At 73.1% G+C, this 16,860-nt stretch carries 15 protein-coding genes; 10 read left to right on the top strand and 5 right to left on the bottom strand.

Annotation, left to right across the window (positions count from 1 at the left end; genetic code table 11):
- Positions 1–136: 136 nt before the first annotated feature.
- Entirely contained in the window at positions 137–277 is a 141-nt protein-coding gene (locus ACH4NX_RS35480; RefSeq protein ID WP_398130083.1) for a hypothetical protein, read from the top strand.
- A 34-nt stretch (positions 278–311) separates the two neighbouring features.
- A complete protein-coding gene (locus ACH4NX_RS35475; protein ID WP_351393178.1) occupies positions 312–1,466 on the top strand; it encodes an exo-alpha-sialidase in 1,155 nt (384 codons plus the stop codon).
- Positions 1,467–1,668: 202 nt separating this feature from the next.
- Here the strand turns inward: ACH4NX_RS35475 and ACH4NX_RS35470 are convergent, their stop codons facing one another.
- Together ACH4NX_RS35470 and ACH4NX_RS35465 are read right to left on the bottom strand one after the other, a co-directional pair.
- On the bottom strand, positions 1,669–2,688 hold the full coding sequence (locus ACH4NX_RS35470; protein ID WP_351393176.1) for a hemolysin family protein: 1,020 nt from the start codon (positions 2,686–2,688) through the stop codon (positions 1,669–1,671).
- Entirely contained in the window at positions 2,685–4,022 is a 1,338-nt protein-coding gene (locus ACH4NX_RS35465) for a hemolysin family protein (RefSeq protein ID WP_351393173.1), read from the bottom strand. The genes ACH4NX_RS35470 and ACH4NX_RS35465 overlap by 4 nt, the downstream gene beginning before the upstream one ends.
- 387 nt (positions 4,023–4,409) lie before the next feature.
- On the opposite strand from ACH4NX_RS35465, the gene ACH4NX_RS35460 reads away from it, so the two are divergent.
- From ACH4NX_RS35460 to ACH4NX_RS35450, 3 genes are all read left to right on the top strand, one after another.
- Positions 4,410–4,628: a hypothetical protein gene (locus tag ACH4NX_RS35460; RefSeq protein WP_351393171.1), complete on the top strand. Its 219-nt coding sequence runs from the start codon at positions 4,410–4,412 to the stop codon at positions 4,626–4,628.
- A gap of 43 nt (positions 4,629–4,671) precedes the next feature.
- The gene (locus ACH4NX_RS35455) at positions 4,672–5,679 is read left to right on the top strand and encodes a sporulation protein (RefSeq protein WP_398130082.1); all 1,008 of its coding nucleotides are present in this window, start codon (positions 4,672–4,674) and stop codon (positions 5,677–5,679) included.
- Positions 5,680–5,838: 159 nt separating this feature from the next.
- On the top strand, positions 5,839–6,423 hold the full coding sequence (locus ACH4NX_RS35450) for a TerD family protein (protein WP_351393166.1): 585 nt from the start codon (positions 5,839–5,841) through the stop codon (positions 6,421–6,423).
- A 121-nt stretch (positions 6,424–6,544) separates the two neighbouring features.
- On the opposite strand, the gene ACH4NX_RS35445 is transcribed toward ACH4NX_RS35450, so the two are convergent.
- Positions 6,545–7,222: a uracil-DNA glycosylase gene (locus ACH4NX_RS35445; protein WP_351393163.1), complete on the bottom strand. Its 678-nt coding sequence runs from the start codon at positions 7,220–7,222 to the stop codon at positions 6,545–6,547.
- 296 nt (positions 7,223–7,518) lie between these two features.
- Between ACH4NX_RS35445 and ACH4NX_RS35440 the strand changes: the two genes are divergently transcribed.
- Together ACH4NX_RS35440 and ACH4NX_RS35435 are read left to right on the top strand one after the other, a co-directional pair.
- Entirely contained in the window at positions 7,519–8,508 is a 990-nt protein-coding gene (locus tag ACH4NX_RS35440) for a BadF/BadG/BcrA/BcrD ATPase family protein (protein ID WP_351393160.1), read from the top strand.
- A gap of 134 nt (positions 8,509–8,642) precedes the next feature.
- Positions 8,643–9,566 (top strand): hypothetical protein, encoded by a 924-nt coding sequence (locus tag ACH4NX_RS35435; protein ID WP_351393157.1) that lies wholly within the window; start codon positions 8,643–8,645, stop codon positions 9,564–9,566.
- Positions 9,567–9,744: 178 nt separating this feature from the next.
- On the opposite strand, the gene ACH4NX_RS35430 is transcribed toward ACH4NX_RS35435, so the two are convergent.
- Together ACH4NX_RS35430 and ACH4NX_RS35425 are read right to left on the bottom strand one after the other, a co-directional pair.
- Entirely contained in the window at positions 9,745–10,779 is a 1,035-nt protein-coding gene (locus ACH4NX_RS35430) for a lactonase family protein (RefSeq protein ID WP_398130081.1), read from the bottom strand.
- A 157-nt stretch (positions 10,780–10,936) separates the two neighbouring features.
- Positions 10,937–12,427 (bottom strand): FUSC family protein, encoded by a 1,491-nt coding sequence (locus ACH4NX_RS35425; RefSeq protein WP_351393150.1) that lies wholly within the window; start codon positions 12,425–12,427, stop codon positions 10,937–10,939.
- A gap of 215 nt (positions 12,428–12,642) precedes the next feature.
- Between ACH4NX_RS35425 and ACH4NX_RS35420 the strand changes: the two genes are divergently transcribed.
- The 3 genes from ACH4NX_RS35420 (at position 12,643) to ACH4NX_RS35410 (ending at position 16,784) form a co-directional block, all read left to right on the top strand.
- The gene (locus ACH4NX_RS35420; protein WP_351393147.1) at positions 12,643–13,119 is read left to right on the top strand and encodes an Lrp/AsnC family transcriptional regulator; all 477 of its coding nucleotides are present in this window, start codon (positions 12,643–12,645) and stop codon (positions 13,117–13,119) included.
- 28 nt (positions 13,120–13,147) lie between these two features.
- Positions 13,148–13,843, top strand: a complete 696-nt coding sequence (locus ACH4NX_RS35415; RefSeq protein WP_351393144.1) for an HAD family phosphatase — start codon at positions 13,148–13,150, stop codon at positions 13,841–13,843.
- 109 nt (positions 13,844–13,952) lie between these two features.
- Positions 13,953–16,784: a beta-L-arabinofuranosidase domain-containing protein gene (locus ACH4NX_RS35410; RefSeq protein WP_398130080.1), complete on the top strand. Its 2,832-nt coding sequence runs from the start codon at positions 13,953–13,955 to the stop codon at positions 16,782–16,784.
- Positions 16,785–16,860: the final 76 nt, after the last annotated feature.

The raw sequence follows: 16,860 nt of genomic DNA, 5'->3' as shown, positions 1-16,860 counted from the left end.
GACCTCCTCGCAACAAACAGGTGAGGCAAGGCGTCGCCGGAGCCTCCTCAGCGCACGCCGCCACCTGGCCGACTCCGCGAGGGCAGCGAGGGAGTCTCCTCCACCATCCCGGTCTCCGGGCACCAAGAAGTACGGGATGAAGCGCTTCTACGGCATGAGTGATCCCGGCTCCGGCGGTCGGGACGAGGACCAGGGCCCGATCCTGGAACTGTCCGCCCGGCGAGGCCTGAGCGGCTCGCGCGAAAACCTCCCGCCGGACCCGACGCCACCGCTCTGACCTGCGGCGACGCCCTTTCCGGAGGTGACTGTCAGTGCCTGGGTGCAGACTGGCCCGTGTCCGAGACAAAGGCGTCGACGACGACGCCGCGGAGGTGATCGGCATGACCGAGGTACTGCTCGCCGTGGGCACCCGCAAGGGCCTGTTCATCGGGCGCCGGCGGGGTGGCACCTGGGAGTTCGACGAGAGTCCCTACTTCAACGCACAGGCCGTCTACTCGGTCGCCCTCGACACTCGCGGCGACACCCCGCGGCTGCTGGCCGGCGGCGACAGCGCGCACTGGGGGCCGTCGGTGTTCCACTCCGACGACCTGGGCCGCACCTGGACGGAACCGGCGCGGCCGGCCGTCAAGTTCCCCAGGGAGACGGGTGCTTCGCTGGAGCGGGTGTGGCAGCTGCACCCGTCCGCCGCGGAACCCGACGTGGTCTACGCGGGCACGGAACCGGCCGCGCTGTACCGCTCGGAGGACCGCGGCGAGAGCTTCGAGCTGGTCCGCCCCCTGTGGGAGCACCCCACACGGTCCCAGTGGGTGCCGGGCGGTGGCGGCGAGGGGCTGCACACCGTCCTCACCGACCAGCGGGACCCGAAGTCGGTGACGGTCGCCGTCTCGACCGCGGGCGTGTTCCGCACGGGCGACGGAGGCGCGAGCTGGGCGCCGTCCAACTCCGGTGTGTCCGCGGTGTTCCTGCCGGACCCGAACCCGGAGTTCGGCCAGTGCGTGCACAAGGTCGCACGCGACGCGGTGACACCGGACCGGCTGTATCTGCAGAACCACTGGGGCGTGTACCGCAGCGACGACGCCGGCGCCCGGTGGACGGACATCGGCGAGGGCCTGCCGTCCACGTTCGGATTCGCGGTGGCGGCCCATCCGCACCGCGGCGACACGGCGTACGTGTTCCCGATCACCGCCGACTCGGACCGGGTCCCCGCCGACCGCCGCTGCCGGGTCTACCGCACGGCGGACGCGGGCAGGACCTGGGAGCCGCTCACGGCGGGGCTGCCCCAGGAGGACCACTACGGCACGGTGCTGCGCGACGCGCTGTGGACCGACGACGCGGAACAGGCCGGCGTGTACTTCGGCAACCGCAACGGCGAGGTGTTCGCGTCGGCCGACGACGGGGACAGCTGGCGGCAGTTGGCCTCGCACCTGCCGGACGTGCTGTGCGTGCGGGCCGCGGTCGTCGGATGAACCGGCGGGCCGGAGCAGGGGCCGGCGCTCCTCCCGGTGGGGCTTCGGTCGCTGGGGCGCTGTCCGCGGCCCGTACCGGCCCGTCTCGCGGGCCTCGTCGGGGGAGGGGGCGAGGACGGCCCCGGTGAGGATGTCGCCGGGGGCGAGTGTGTGAGCGCCCCCGGCCCGCTCCGACCCGGGGCGCTCGGTGCGAGACGGGCGCTCAGACCCCCTGGGGCTGGAGGTAGCGGGCCAGCAGGTCGTCCAGGCTCACCATGCCGGTGAGAGCGCCGGTCTCGTCGCGGACCACCGCGAGGGAGGCCCGGCGTCGGCGCAGCAGCTCGATCGCCTCGGCCACCGTGGTCTCCTCGGCCAGTTCCGGCACGGGGCGCGCCAGGGCGCGCGCCGTGGTGGGCCGGCCCTGGGCGCGGGCGACCAGGACATCGCGGGCGTGCACAGAGCCGAGCACCTCCCCGCCCGTACGGACCAGGAGCCGGGTGCGGTCGGTACCGGCGGCCAGGGCGAGGATCTGTTCCGCGTGGGCGTCGGCGTCGACCGCGGTGATGTCGGCTGCGGGGATCCGCAGGTCGCGCACCGGGGTCTCCGGCTCGGTCAGTGAGCGGGTGAGCAGGTCGGAGTCGGTCTCGCTGATCAGGCCGAGCCGCTCGGACTCCTCCACGAGGTGGGTGAGCTGCTCCCGGTTGTGGACGGAGGCCAGCTCGTCGCGCGGGGCGACGCGGCACAGCCGGACCAGGGCGTTGCTGATCCGGTTGAGGACCCAGATGAGCGGGCGTACGGCCTTCACGATCGCCCGGAAGGGCGCGGAGAGGAGCATCGCGGAGCGCTCGGGGTGGGCGATGGCCCAGGACTTGGGTGCCATCTCACCGAGCACCATGTGCAGGAACACGACCACGATCATCGCCACGGCGAAGGCCACGCCGTAGCTGAGGGCGGTGGGCAGCCCCAGCTTGTGCAGCAGGGGGTCCAGTTCGTGGGAGATCGCGGGCTTGGACACGGAGCCCAGGCCCAGGGTGCACACGGTGATGCCGAGCTGGGCGCCGGCCAGCATCAGTGAGAGCTCGCGCATACCGGCCAGGGCCGCCTTGGCGCCGCGCTGTCCGTCGGCCACGGCCTTCTCCATGCGGTGCCGTTTGGCGGCGACCAGCGCGAACTCGGCCGCGACGAAGAAGCCGCTGCCCACGAGCAGCAGGACGGTGACGAAGAGCGCCATCGGGAAACTCATGCCTGCTCCTCGGTCTTCTCGGGCAGCCGCTCGATCCGGACCCGTTCCGGTACGTGCCGGTCTAGGGTGCGTACGTCGATCGACGCGTCCCCGCCGTCGGGCAGTGTCACCGTGAGGTGGTCGCCGATGGCCGGGAAGCGGCCGAGCCGGTCGACGATCAGGCCCGCCACGGTGTCGTAGTCCTCGTCCTCGGGCAGCTCGACGCCGGTGACCTCGGCCACCTCGTCCAGGCGGCGCCCGGCGTCCACCAGCCAGCCGTCGCCGTCCGCGACCGCGACCTCGGTGACGGTGTCGGACTCGTCGGCGATGTCGCCCACGAGCTCCTCGGCGACGTCCTCGTAGGTGACGACGCCCGCCACGCCGCCGTGCTCGTCGAGGACCACGGCGAACTCGTCGTCCCGCTCCCGCATCCGCTCCACGGCGTCCGGCAGCGGCAGGGTGTCCGGCAGCAGCAGCGGCCCCCGGGCCACCGCACCGGCCGGGGTGGAGGTGAGCCGGCCGGCGGGCAGCCCCATCAGCTCCCGTACGCCCAGCACGCCCGCGACGTCGTCCGGATGGTCGCCGAGCACGGGGTAGTTGGAGTGGCCGTGCTTGCCGATGAGGTCGATGGCCTCGGCCGCGGTGGCCTCCTTGCGGACGAAGACCGCGTCGACGCGCGGCACCATCACCTGGTGCAGCGTCCGCTCGGAGAACTCCAGCGCGTGGTCGATCAGCTCGGCGGTGCCGCGCGGCAGCTGTCCCTGCTCGTGGGACTCGCCGATCAGGTGGCCCAGCTCCTCCAGCGTGGCGCCGTGGTGCAGTTCCTCGACCGGCTCGATGCCGACCTTGCGCAGCAGCCTGTTCGCCGCGCCGTCGAAGATCCGGACCACCGGGCCGACGACCTTCAGGTAGGCCAGCGTGGAGCCGGCCAGTGACTTCGCCAGCCGTTCCGGGACGGCGATGGCGAGGTTCTTCGGGGCCAGCTCGCCCAGCACCATCTGCACGATGGTGGCCAGGACGAAGGCGAGCACGACGGAGATACCGGTGACGGCGCCGTCGGGGATCCCGATTCCGGACAGGACCGGTCTCAGCAGCGCGGAGACGGACGGCTCGGCGATGAAACCGACGACCAGACCCGTCACGGTGATGCCGAGCTGAGCGCCCGAGAGCATGAACGACAACCGCTCCAGCACCGTCAGGGCACGGGCGGCCTTCCGGTCCCCGGCGTCGGCCTCACGCGCGAGGGCGAGCCGGTCCGCGGAGACGTACGCGAACTCCTGGGCGACGAAGTAGCCGGTGCCCGCGGTCAGCACGAACACCGCCAGCACACCCAGCCAGGCTTCCACGGCGCTCATCCGGCACCACCCCGCCGAAAGCCGTGCTCAGGAAGTACCGGGCGGGATGGCCGGGGGACGTGCCCCGAAGGGTCCGTCGATCTGGCGGACAAGCGATGACTCCTCGTCTGGACGTGTCGGTACGAAAACGATTGTGGCCGAAAACAGGTTCCCGATCGCCGCCCACGCCGGACCGGCACGGGCACATCGCCCAATCCCCGTCAGCGGGACGCCGAAGAAGGAGTCCATGCCGTCAGTCTCCTCTGGCCAGCTCAGGAGCGTATTTCGGCCTTTCCCGGCGGGCCTGCCCCGAGCGCGCTCCCTGCCCGCCGACGCAACTCTATGCTTCTACTCGCTTGTAGAAACAGGCCCGGCCCCCGTCCGGGCCGTACCCCTTTGGAGAGACACATGGCTTCGATCGATCTGGACACGGTGCTGGACAAGGCGTGGGCCGACAAGAGCCTGCCGGAGATACTCGCCGCGCCGGTGGCGGCACTGAAGGGTGTCTCCGACCGCGACGGCGAGCTGCTCCAGGAGGCGTTCGGGGTCAGGACCGTCGCGGACCTGGCCGAACTGAAGTACGCCCGCTGGGCACAGGCACTCGCCGCTCTCGAAGCGGCCAAGTAGCCCCTCACGGAACATCACGCACGCAAAAGGAGTGGACGCCACCATGGTGTTCAAGCGACTTCTCGGCTCGCTCGGCGTGGGCGCCCCCACGGTCGACACGGTTCTCGACCCGGCCCCCGTACCGCCCGGCGGCACACTCACCGGGCAGGTGCTTCTCAAGGGCGGCCAGGCGGACTTCGACATCGACCACATCACACTCGAGCTCGTCGCCCGGGTCGAGGCGGAGCACGAGGACGGCGAGAGCGAGGGCGTCGTCGTCTTCGACCGCTTCACCGTCGGCGGCGGATTCCGGCTCGCCGCGGAAGAACCACGCAGCGTGCCCTTCAGCGTCATGCTGCCGTGGGAGACGCCCGTCACCGAGCTGTACGGGCAGCCGCTGGGCATCGTGCTCGGTGTACGCACCGAGCTGGCGGTCGCCGGCGCCAAGGACAGGGGCGACCTCGACCAGCTCGGCGTCTCGGCCCTGCCCGCCCAGGAGGCGATCCTGGAGGCGCTCGGACAGCTCGGCTTCGGCTTCCGCTCCGCCGATCTCGAGTACGGGCACATCGGCGGCACCGGACAGCAGCTGCCCTTCTACCAGGAGATCGAGCTCACTCCCGCCCCCCGGTACGCCCACCAGGTCAACGAGATCGAGCTGACCTTCCTGGCCGGCTCGGGCGGGCTCGAAGTGGTGCTGGAGGCCGACAAGCGGGGCGGCCTCTTCTCCCCCGGCCACGACGCGGTCACCCGGTTCGCCGTCGGACACCACGACGTGCGCGACTGGACGGCCGAAGTGGACGGCTGGGTGCGGCAGCTCGTCGAGCACCGGACGGCGTACGGTCACCAGGCCGCGTACGGCCACGCCGCCCCGCACGCCGACCACGGACACGGCGGGTTCCACGGGCCCGACCACGCTCACGAGGACCGTCACCGTTCCGGTCCCGGCATGGGCACGGTCGTCGCGGCGGGCGCGGCCGGACTGGCGGTCGGCGTCGTCGGCGGCATGGTCGCCGCGGAGGTCGTCGACGAGGTCGGGGACTTCTTCGAGGGCGACGAGGAGGACGAGGGCTGAGTGACGGCGAGGGCTGAGTGAGGAAGCCACCCGCCTGGTCCGCGGCGGTCCCCCGCCGGTCGGCGCGCGCACGCCGGGCGGGGACCCGGCGGGTGGGACTTCCGAGCCGCCAGGCACACTCTGCCTGATGTAGTTTTGTCGACAGAGAAAGACCCGCACATGATCACGCTCACCAAGGAAGACGGACCGGCGGACCTGGACGGAGTGACCCACCTGTCCATCGGAGTCTCCTGGGACCCCACCGCCGGCAGCAGCGGCGGTGTGCTCGGCAAACTGCGCCGCAAGACCGGCACCGACCTCGACCTGATCGCCGTCGCCATGCAGGGCGGGGACCCGGTACGCCTCGCCGGCCTCGACTCCCTCGACCCCATGGGCAACGGCTCACTGCTCCACAGCGGCGACAACCAGACCGGACACGGTGACGGGGACGACGAGACGGTGACCGTCGAGTTCGCCCAGCTCCCGGCCGCCATCACGTCGATCGTGTTCGTCGCGGCCGCCTACAAGAAGGGCAGCTCCTTCCAGAAGGCCCGCAACATCAGCTTCAAGGTCTACGACGCGACCGGGGGCAGCACGCAGCAGGTCGCCGACATCTGGCCCAGCCTGCTCAGCCAGGACAACGGCTGCGCCGTGGCCAAGGCCGTCCGGGTGGGCGGCACCTGGAAGCTGGAGGTGATCAACGAGACGGGGAAGGTCAAGCAGGGCGACGAGCACGCCCTGATGCGCTTCGCCGTGAGCAAGTAGCGCACCGGACAGCACCGTGCCGGTCTGCCGTCGGTCTGTCGTCCCCGGTCGGCCGGGGAGGACGCCGGTGGCGGCCGTGCCGCCGTCGGCGCCACCGGCACGCCACGGGAAGACAGCGGGCCTACGGCAGTCGCCAGTCCACCGGCTGCGCACCCTGCCGCACCAGCAGGTCATTGGCCTTGCTGAAGGGACGGGAGCCGAAGAAGCCACGGTCCGCCGACATCGGCGACGGGTGGGCGGACTCGACCGCCGGGAGGTCCCCGAGCAGCGGCCGCAGATTACGCGCGTCACGCCCCCACAGAATGGACACCAGCGGCTTGCCACGGGCGACCAGCGCTCGGATCGCCTGCTCGGTGACCTCTTCCCAGCCCTTGCCCCGGTGCGCGGCCGGCTTGCGCGGCGCGGTCGTCAACGCCCTGTTGAGCAGCAGCACACCCTGATCCGTCCACGGTGTCAGGTCCCCGTTGGACGGCCGGGACAGCCCCAGGTCCGTATGCAGTTCCCGGAAGATGTTCTCCAGACTGCCCGGCAGGGAGCGCACCTCGGGCGCCACCGCGAAGCTCAGTCCGATCGCCATCCCCGGCGTGGGATAGGGGTCCTGACCGACGATCAGGACACGGACGTCGTCGAACGGCTGCTGGAAGGCCCGCAGGACGTTCGCCCCGGACGGCAGATACGTCCGGCCGGCCGCTATCTCCGCCCGCAGGAAGTCTCCCATCACGGCGATACGTCCGGCCGCAGGTTCCAGAGCCTTCGCCCAGCCTGCTTCGACAAGTTCGTGCAAGGGTCGTGGTGCCACGGCGCGTCACTCTACTGGCACACGACCGGTCCCCGCACAGCCCCCTGAAGCCCCTCGCGCGCGGACGCCGCCCTCAGCGCTACTCTTCCTCACGTCGAGGTCATCGAGCCGGTCCGACCGATCGCGCGGCCGGTCGCCGGGAAGGCGGGGAGCCTGTTGCATCCAGTGGTCGCACCACTCCGCCGTGGCCGGCACATCCCGCCCGCCTCTCGACGCCGAGCGTCGGCCCTTGGAACTCCCGCGCAGGCGGTGGGGCCGCTCCCCGTTCCGCGGGGCCGTGCCGACCGGCGCCTGCCGTGAGCGGCGGCTTCCTGGCCGTCGACTCCGGCGGTTCGGGACTGCGCGTCGTCGTCGGTACGGCCGGCGGCGACGGACGCGGTCCGGACGGGCTCGGGCGGCGCGCGACGCGGGAACCGGTCCGCACCGGTGCGCGCGGCATCGATCCCGGGCATCTGCTGGCACAGCTGCTGCCCATCGCCAGGGCGTTGACCGCCGAGACCGGTGTGATCCGGCTCGGCACCGTCGTCGTCGGGGCCGCCGGACTGGCCACCCTGGGTGACGCCCTGCGGGCCGAGCTGCCGGACGCGCTGGCCCGGGAGCTGGGTGCGCGGACGGTCGCCCTGGTCGCCGACGCCGTCACCGCCTACGTCGGCGCCCTCGGCACCCGGCCCGGAGCCGTGGTCGCCGCGGGCACCGGCCTGATCGCGACCGGCACCGACCTGACCCGCTGGCACCGGGCGGACGGCTGGGGTCACCTGCTGGGCGACTGCGGCGGCGGCGCCTGGATCGGGCGGGCCGGCCTGGAGGCGGCGCTGCGCGCCCACGACGGACGCCGGGGCGGCTCCGTCCCGCTGCTCGCCCGCGCCGAGGAGCGGTTCGGCCCGGTGGCGGACCTGCCCGGTCAGCTGTATCCGCGTACGGACCGTCCCGCGGTCCTCGCCTCCTTCGCGCCGGAGGTGGCCGCCTGCGCGGCCGACGACCCCGTCGCCGCGGACGTCCTGCGGGCCGCCGCCCGGCACATGGCCGACTCGGCCGCCGCGGTCTGCCCGCCGGACGGCGAGCCCCGCGTCGCGGTCACCGGCGGTCTGCTGAAGATGGGCGACCCCCTCGTCGTACCGCTGGAGGAGGAGCTGGCGAAGCGGCTGCCGCACGCGCGGCGGACGGCCGCCGAGGGTGATCCCCTGCACGGTTCGGTGCGGATCGCCAACGACCTGGCGACCGGCTCACTCACCCTTCCGAGTGATGACAGGATGCTGTGGGTGACGACGGTGCCGGACGGCCGATAACCGGTCCGCGGCGAGGTGAATCATGCCGATGTCAGCCGATCCGTACATCACTCATCAGACAAAACCGGACGGATACCGCTCACCTGCACCCTCCCCGAACAGGGAAACCCCGGAAACCAGTAACATGCGGCGCCATGAGCTCCCCCACTGGGCCCGCCGGCCTGCCAGTACGAATGCCGCGCCCCCGCCAGCCAGGACGGCACCGCCGTCCCGAACCCCTGGTGGCTCCCGAGGGCGCGCCGGCGCTCGTCCTCGCGGTGCCGGGGACGCCCAGCAGCGCCACCCGTGGCCTCGCCGACGAGGTCATCAGCATCGCCCGCTCCGAGCTGCCCGGCCTCGACGCCCGGATCGGTCACCTCGACGGGGACGACGGGGAGTTCCTCTCTCTGTCGACCGTCCTCGTGCGTGCCGCCGAGGAGCGCACCGCCCGCTACGAGCAGGCGCGCGCCGCCGGCCTGGACGTGAAGGAGCCCGAGGGCCCCGTCGCCGTCGTCGTACCGCTGCTGGCCGGCCCGGACGGCGCGCTGCTGCGCCGGGTCCGGCAGGCCGTCATGGACAGCCGGATCGCGGCCGAGCTGACCGACGTCCTCGGTCCGCACCCGCTGCTGGCCGAGGCGCTGCACGTGCGGCTCTCCGAGGCCGGCCTGGCCCGCGCCGACCGCGCCCGCCTGTTCACCGTGGCGACCGCCGCGGACGGCATCATCCTGGCCTCCGTGGGCGGTGACGAGGCCGTCCAGGCTGCCGGGATCACCGGCATGCTGCTCGCCGCGCGCCTCGCGGTGCCGGTGATGGCGGCGGCCCTGGACGACGAGGGGTCGATCGCCTCCGTGGCCGAGCAGCTGCGTTCCTCGGGCTCGCAGCAGCTGGCGCTCGCGCCGTACCTGATCGGCCCGGAGATCGAGGCCTCCCTGCTGGAGGAGGCGGCCAAGGAGGTGGGCTGCTCCACCGCCGAGCCGCTCGGCCCGTACCCGGCGATCGGCAAGCTGGCGCTGGCCAAGTACACGACCGCGCTCGGCATCTCGCCCCAGCAGCAGCCGCAGGGCACGCCGGTTCGCTGACACAGGGGCGCCCCGCGCCCCCGAGCACGACCGAAAGGGCCCGCTCACATACCGGAGCGGGCCCTTCGTCATGCCGTACGGCGCGTTCGCGGCCACCGGGGGACGGCGGACGACCGCCCGGCACGCCCACGGCCGAGGAGCCTCAACCCGTGGGCGGCGGGCCGGGCCGCCGTCCCGGTCAGCCGAAGACCACGCAGGACGCCGCCGGCAGCGCGAGTGAGCCGGTGCGCCGGGGCACGCCGGTCTCCGGGTCGAGCGCGAACCAGGTGACGTCTCCGGACCGTTCGTTGGCCGCGTACAGGAAGCCGTCCGACTCGGCGATCTCCCGCGGCCAGTGCCCGCCGCACGGCACGGTCCCGGACAGCCGCAGCCCGTCCGGCTCCACGACGAACACGGACAGGACGTCCTCGCCGCGGGTCGCGGTCCACACGAAACGGCCGTCGGGCGAGACCACGATGCCGGAGGGGAAGGCGTCGCCGGCCGGGGCCCCGGGCAGCACCGGAACCTCGCTGAGGGGCTGCAGCACGCCGTCGGCGGCGTGCCAGCGGCAGACGGTGACGGTGGGCGCCAGTTCGTTGACCACGTAGGCGCGCAGGCCGTCCGGGTGGAAGGCCAGGTGCCGCGGGCCCGAGCCGGGGCGCAGCGCGACCTCCCGGTGCACGGCCGGGGCGCCGTCCCTCAGGGTGCAGATCCGCACCGAGTCGGTGCCGAGGTCCACGCTGACCGCCCACCGCCCGCTCGGGTCGGGCCGCACCTGGTGGGCGTGCGGCCCCTGCTGGCGCTGGGCGTGCGGGCCGGAGCCGGTGTGCCGCAGGACGCCGGAGGCGGACCGGGCGAGGGTGCCGTCGGGGCGGACGGGCACGGCGGTGACACTGCCGGAGCCGTAGTTGGCGGTCAGGACGTGCCCGGCGTACAGGCTGAGATGGGTCGGCCCGTCGCCCGCCACGGACACCGGCCGCCCGGCGGGCTCGGGTTTGTCCCCGCTCACGCGGAAGGCGGCCACCGCGCCCTCGGCCGTCTCACTGACGGCGTAGAGCGTGTCCCCGCCGGGGGTCAGGGCCAGGTAGGAGGGGTCGGGCAGGCGGTCCGTGCCGCTGAGGACCGTGAGCGCGCCGCTGTCGGGCGCGACGGCCGCCGTCACGATGCCGGGGCCGCCGGCCGCCGTGAACGACCCGATGAACGCCCGCCGCTGCCGCCTGCCGCCGTCTGCCACCGCTGCTCCCTCTCGTCCTGCGCCGTTCCGCGCCGTCCCGGGTGGTCCTGCGCCGTCCCGCGCCTCGTCGAGTGCCGACTGATCGTCCGCCCCGGGGTGACGGTAGCAGTCGATCACGCGCGGTCTAGACCAAATGGGGGACGCGGGGCCGGACGGGTCAGGCGCCGACGAGCGGTGAGCCGGAGGGGCTCCGCAGGGGGGCGGCGAGTTCGGCCAGGGCGCGTTCCAGGCCGTGGAGGTGGGCCAACGCGGGTTCGGCGGCGCGCGGGCCGTCGTCGCGGGCGGGCAGGGGCCTGCCGCCGGTGAGTGCCCCGACCGCGGTTTCGACACGCCAGCAGGCGGCGGCCAGCCGGGCGTCGTGCGAGGCCTCCGGGTCGGCTGCGACGGCGACCAGGCCGCGGATCTCCCGGGCGCAGTCGTCGAGCAGGGCGAGTACGCGGCGGGCGCGCCGTTTGCGGCCGTGCATCGGGTTCAGCGGGTGGACGAGCGGGGCGACCGACAGCCGTACCCGGCCGAGCAGCTGCTCCAGTTCGGCCACGCGCGGCGCGGGGTCGGCGCCCCGGTCGCCGGCGAGGCGGGCGGCGGCCTCGGCCGTGCAGGCGTGGACGCAGCGCAGGGCGCGCTGGATCCAGGCGTCGGTGACGGCGTGCGTGGTGACGGGCAGCACGAAGAGCACGGCGAGCGCGGCGCCGAGCGCTCCGACGCCGGTCTCGGCGAGCCGCAGGGCGAGCAGGCCGGGGCTGAGGAAGTCCAGGAGGCCGTAGAGCAGCTCGGCGAGCACCGTCACGCAGAGCATCATCCAGGTGTAGGAGACCGCGGCGGTGTAGAAGATGCCGAAGACGCAGACGGCGGCGATCACGGCCGTGGGCACCGCGGATCCGGCGAGCGGGACGGCGATCAGGAAGCCGAGGCCGATACCGACGACGGTGCCGAGGACCCGGCGGAAGCCGCGGACCAGGGTGTCGCCGCGCGAGGTGGTGTTGACGAACACCCACCAGGTGGCGCCGACGGCCCAGTACCAGCGCTCGTCGGAGACCAGTTGGCCCACGACCAGGGCGAAGCCGGCGCCCGCGGTGGCCTGGACGGCCTGGCGGGTGGTGATGCGGGCGAGTCCGGTGCCGGCGGGCGGCGCGAGGACGGCGGGCGGGGGCAGGCGGCGCTCGTAGCACCACAGACCGAAGCGCACCGCCGCGGCGGCGGCCACGGACAGCAGGACGGCGGCGTACATCTCGGGCAGCCGGTCCATGGTCGCGTGCAGGAACTGGGCGATGAAGAAGGTCATGAAGGCGAACACGCCGAGGCTGTGTCCGCGCGGGCCCCAGCGCCGGGCGTACACGCCCGCGCCGACGACGGCCAGGAAGGTGAGGTCCCGGGCCACGGGGTGGTCGTGCAGGGCGGCCGCGGCGGTGAGCACGGGCAGTCCCGCGACCGGCAGCAGCACGGTGGTGACCGCCTGCCCGCGCACGGTGGCGTCGGTGACGGTGAACAGCGCGAGCAGCGCGGCGAGCCCGCCGATGACGGCGCCCACCAGAGAGGTACCGGCCAGGCCGCAGACCACGACGGCCAGCCCGATGCCGAGGACGGCCCGCGCGGCGAACCGCAGCCGGGAGCGTCCCGGGTCCGGGCTCACGAACACCTTCTTCAGCACTGATTACCGCCCCCTCGTACACGGGCGCCCACGGGCCCGAAGTCACTGGCATGAAAAAGGCGCCGCGGGATCCGCAGCGCCATCGACCCCTCCATAGGAGCATCTCTTCCACCAGTGGCTCAACAGGCCCGCGCCGGAGTGGGCCATTGGTATGGTTCTGGCGGCACTTCCACGGCCACCGAAGAGCCAATGGCCGACGAGGGGACCCGGACGTCATGGCCGTCGACGAACTCGACACCCGCATCCTGCGGCTGCTGCTGGAGCGGCCGCGCACCAGCGTGCGGGAGTACGCGCGCCTCCTCGGGATCGCCCGCGGCACGCTCCAGGCCCGGCTCGACCGCCTGGAGCGGGACGGCGTGATCACCGGCACCGCGCCTTCCCTCTCCCCCGCCGCGCTGGGCCACCCGGTACTGGCCTTCGTGCACATCGAGGTCACCCAGGGCCACCTGGACGAGGTGGGCGATGCGCTGGCGGCCGTCCCGGAGATCGTGGAGGCCTTCTCGATCACGGGCGGCGGCGACCTGCTGACCCGGGTCGTGGCACGCGACAACGCGCACCTGGAGGACGTGGTCCAGAAGCTGATCAGTCTGCCCGGGGTGGTCCGCACACGGAGCGAGGTGGCGCTGCGCGAGCGAGTGCCGCACCGGCTGCTGCCCCTGGTGGAGTCGATCGGGCGCACGGCTCGGAAGTGACCCCCGACTCCTTGGCATCCTGGACCTCATGAGCACTCTCGGCGGCATCTCGGTCATCTTCGATCTCGACGGAACGCTCGTGGACAGCGAGCCGAACTACTACGAGGCGGGCCGTCGGACTCTCGCCGAGTACGGCGTACCGGACTTCACCTGGGCGGACCACGAGGAATACGTGGGCATCAGCACCCAGGAGACGGTCGCCGACTGGAAGCGGCGGTACGGCCTGCGGGCCCCCGTGGAGGAACTGCTCGCCGTCAAGAACCGCCACTACCTGGAGCTGGCCCGCACCTCTGCCCGCGCGTACCCGGAGATGCGCGCGTTCGTCGAACTGCTGGCGGCCGAGGGCGTGCCGCTGGCGGTGGCGTCGGGTTCGTCGCCCGAGGCCATCGAGACGATCCTGTCCCGTACCGGCCTGGACGCGTGGCTGCGCACGGTCGTCTCGGCCGACGAGGTCGCGCAGGGCAAGCCCGCACCCGACGTCTTCCTGGAGGCGGCGCACCGGCTCGGCGCGGACCCGGCCCGCTGCGTGGTCCTGGAGGACGCCGCCCCGGGGGCGGCCGCCGCGCACGCGGCCGGGATGCGCTGCATCGCGATCCCGTACGTCGCGGCCCAGGCCGACGCGCCCGAGTTCGCCACCGCCGGCCTGCTGGTGCGCGGCGGCCAGGAGGAGTTCACCGCGCGGGCGGCGTACGACTGGCTCGTGCGAGCGGTCCGGACCGTCTGACGCGCCGCCGACCGTACTCGTCGGTAGCGTTGACGCTCCCCTGCCTCCTGCCTATCTTCTGGGCGACCTTCCGAACAACGTTCGGTATTTCGGATGAAACGAGGAGCACATGGCAGCGCCCCTCTCCCGGCGGACCCTCCTGCTGGCCGCGGCGGTCGCCGCGGGAACGCCCGCGGTCTCGTACGCGGCGAGCGGCGGGCCCGGCGCCGCGCCACAGGCCCCCTCCGCGCTCGCGGGCCCCGCGGCACCGGCCGCCTGGTCCGTCAGGCCGTTCGGGCTGGAGGACGTGACGCTCGGCCGGGGCGTCTTCGCCGACAGACGACGGCTGATGCTGGACCACGCCCGCGGCTACGACGTGAACCGGCTGCTCCAGGTCTTCCGCGCCAACGCCGGTCTCTCCACCCTCGGTGCCGTCGCCCCCGGCGGCTGGGAGGGACTGGACGGCGAGGCCAACGGCAACCTCCGCGGTCACTACACCGGCCACTTCCTGACCATGCTCTCCCAGGCCTGGCGCGGCACCCGGGAACGGGTCTTCGCCGAGCGGATCGGCACCATGGTCGGCGCGCTGACCGAGGTGCGCGAGGCCCTGCGCAACGACCCGGCCGTGCTGAGTACGCGAGGCCGCTTCGGCGCCGCCGCCGAGAACGTGCGCGGCTCACACCAGTACGTCGACCTCCCCGCGGGCGTCCTCGGCGACACCCCGGTGATCACTCTGGCCGCCCGGGTGAAGCCCACCCACGACGGCGACTGGGCCCGCGTCCTCGACTTCGGCGACGACACGAACCGCTACCTCTACCTCGCCGCCCGCAACGCCGACGGCGTGCCGCGCTTCGCCATCACCGACAGCGGCGCCGGGGGCGAGCAGGGCCTCGACGGCACGGCCGCGCTGCCCCTGGGCGAGTGGAGCCACCTGGCCGTGACCCTCGCGGACGGCACCGGCACTCTCTACGTCGACGGCACCGAGGTGGCGCGGAACACGGCCATGACCCTGACCCCGGCGGTCCTCGGCCCCCTCGCCCACCACTGGCTCGGCCGCTCGCACTACCCCGCCGACCCCGTCTTCGCGGGCGCCTTCGAGGAGTTCGACGTCTGGTCACGCGCCCTGAGCGCCGCCGAGATCGGCGCCCTGCGCGACCATCGCGCCGCCGGGACACCGGCCGGCCGGGGCGATCTGGCCTCGTACGCCTTCGACGCGACGGACGGGGGGACGACCTTCGCGGACGCCTCCGGCCGGGGCCTGACGGCCACGCTGCGCCGCACCTGGGGCGGGCCCAGCCACCCCGGGTTCCTCGCGGCGTACCCGGAGACGCAGTTCATCGAGCTGGAGTCGATGACCGGCAGCGACTACACCAAGGTCTGGGCGCCGTACTACACGGCACACAAGATCCTCAGAGGTCTGCTCGACGCCCACCTCGCCACCGGCGACGACCGGGCGCTGAACCTCGCGTCCGGCATGTGCGACTGGATGTACGCGCGGCTGTCCGCCCTGCCCGCGGCCACGCTGCAGCGGATGTGGGGCCTCTTCTCCAGCGGGGAGTTCGGCGGCATCGTCGAGGCGATCTGCGACCTGCACGCGCTCACCGGCGAGGCGGACCACCTCGCGCTGGCCCGGCTGTTCGACCTCGACCGGCTGATCGACGCCTGCGCCGGGAACACCGACGTCCTCGACGGCCTGCACGCCAACCAGCACATACCGGTCTTCACCGGCCTGGTGCGGCTGTACGACGAGACGGGCGAGGAGCGCTACCTCTCCGCGGCGAGGAACTTCTGGGGCATGGTCGTGCCCCACCGCATGTACGCCATCGGCGGCACCAGCACCGGTGAGTTCTGGAAGGCGCGGGACGTGGTCGCGGGCACGATCAGTGCCACCACGGCCGAGAGCTGCTGCGCGTACAACCTGCTCAAGCTGAGCCGGACGCTGTTCTTCCACGACCAGGACCCGGCGTACATGGACTACTACGAGCGGGCCCTGTACAACCAGGTGCTCGGCTCCAAGCAGGACCGGCCGGACACGGAGAAGCCGCTCGTCACCTACTTCATCGGGCTGACGCCCGGTCATGTGCGCGACTACACGCCCAAGCAGGGCACGACCTGCTGCGAGGGCACCGGCCTGGAGAGCGCCACCAAGTACCAGGACTCGGTGTACTTCGCCGCCGCCGACGGCAGCGCCCTGTACGTGAACCTCTACAGCCGCTCCACCCTGACCTGGGCCGAGCGGGGCGTCACCGTCACCCAGACCACGGACTATCCCCGGGAGCAGGGGAGCACCCTCACCATCGGCGGCGGCGGTGCCTCCTTCGCGCTGCGGCTGCGGGTTCCGTCGTGGGCCACGGCGGGGTTCCGCGTCACCGTCAACGGGCGCGCCGTGCCGGGGACCGTGACGCCGGGCAGCTACTTCACCGTGTCCCGGACCTGGCGCCGGGGCGACACCGTGCGAATCCGGGTGCCCTTTCGGCTGCGGGTGGAGAAGGCACCCGACGACCCGACGTTGCAAGCCCTCTTCTACGGTCCGGTCAACCTGGTCGGCCGCGATCCGTCCACCGGCCTCCTGGAGATCGGGCTGTACCGCGACGCGGGTCTCTCCGGCGACCTGCTGCCCACGCTCACGCCCGTACCGGGCAAGCCGCTCCACTACAGACTGGACGGCAGCGAGTGGGCGCCGTTCGCCGAGGGGACCGAGGACCCGACGCACGCCTACTTCCGCCGCTCGGAACGCCGGGTGGTCCTCGGCGGCACCGACTCGGGCGTCGCCAACCCCGCGAAGGACGACGGCACCACCCTGCTCGACGAGATCTGGGCGGCGGCCCCGTTCCGCGACAAGGGCGCGCTGGTGGCGCACGTGCGCTCCACGGTGGACGCGTGGGTGGAGGCCGGGCTGCTCGGGGGCGGCGAGGGCGAACGGGTGGTGGGAACCGCGCGGAAGGCGTCGTACGCGGACTGACGGGAGGAGGTCTCCCGCCCGCGGAGGTTTGCCCGCGGTGGCTTTCATCCGCGGGGGTTTTGGCCCGCGGCGGTTT

Source organism: Streptomyces sp. NPDC017225, assembly GCF_044331465.1.
In the GTDB taxonomy this organism is placed as follows: Bacteria; Actinomycetota; Actinomycetes; order Streptomycetales; family Streptomycetaceae; genus Streptomyces.
This window is presented reverse-complemented; position numbering and strand designations above follow the sequence as displayed.

Coding starts and splice junctions, on each gene's coding strand:
- ACH4NX_RS35455 (WP_398130082.1), top strand. CDS start 4,672: ATGGTGTTCAAGCGACTTCTCGGCTCGCTCGGCGTGGGCGCCCCCACG.
- ACH4NX_RS35460 (WP_351393171.1), top strand. CDS start 4,410: ATGGCTTCGATCGATCTGGACACGGTGCTGGACAAGGCGTGGGCCGAC.
- ACH4NX_RS35420 (WP_351393147.1), top strand. CDS start 12,643: ATGGCCGTCGACGAACTCGACACCCGCATCCTGCGGCTGCTGCTGGAG.
- ACH4NX_RS35435 (WP_351393157.1), top strand. CDS start 8,643: ATGAGCTCCCCCACTGGGCCCGCCGGCCTGCCAGTACGAATGCCGCGC.
- ACH4NX_RS35450 (WP_351393166.1), top strand. CDS start 5,839: ATGATCACGCTCACCAAGGAAGACGGACCGGCGGACCTGGACGGAGTG.
- ACH4NX_RS35470 (WP_351393176.1), bottom strand. CDS start 2,688: ATGAGTTTCCCGATGGCGCTCTTCGTCACCGTCCTGCTGCTCGTGGGC.
- ACH4NX_RS35465 (WP_351393173.1), bottom strand. CDS start 4,022: ATGAGCGCCGTGGAAGCCTGGCTGGGTGTGCTGGCGGTGTTCGTGCTG.
- ACH4NX_RS35410 (WP_398130080.1), top strand. CDS start 13,953: ATGGCAGCGCCCCTCTCCCGGCGGACCCTCCTGCTGGCCGCGGCGGTC.
- ACH4NX_RS35415 (WP_351393144.1), top strand. CDS start 13,148: ATGAGCACTCTCGGCGGCATCTCGGTCATCTTCGATCTCGACGGAACG.
- ACH4NX_RS35480 (WP_398130083.1), top strand. CDS start 137: ATGAAGCGCTTCTACGGCATGAGTGATCCCGGCTCCGGCGGTCGGGAC.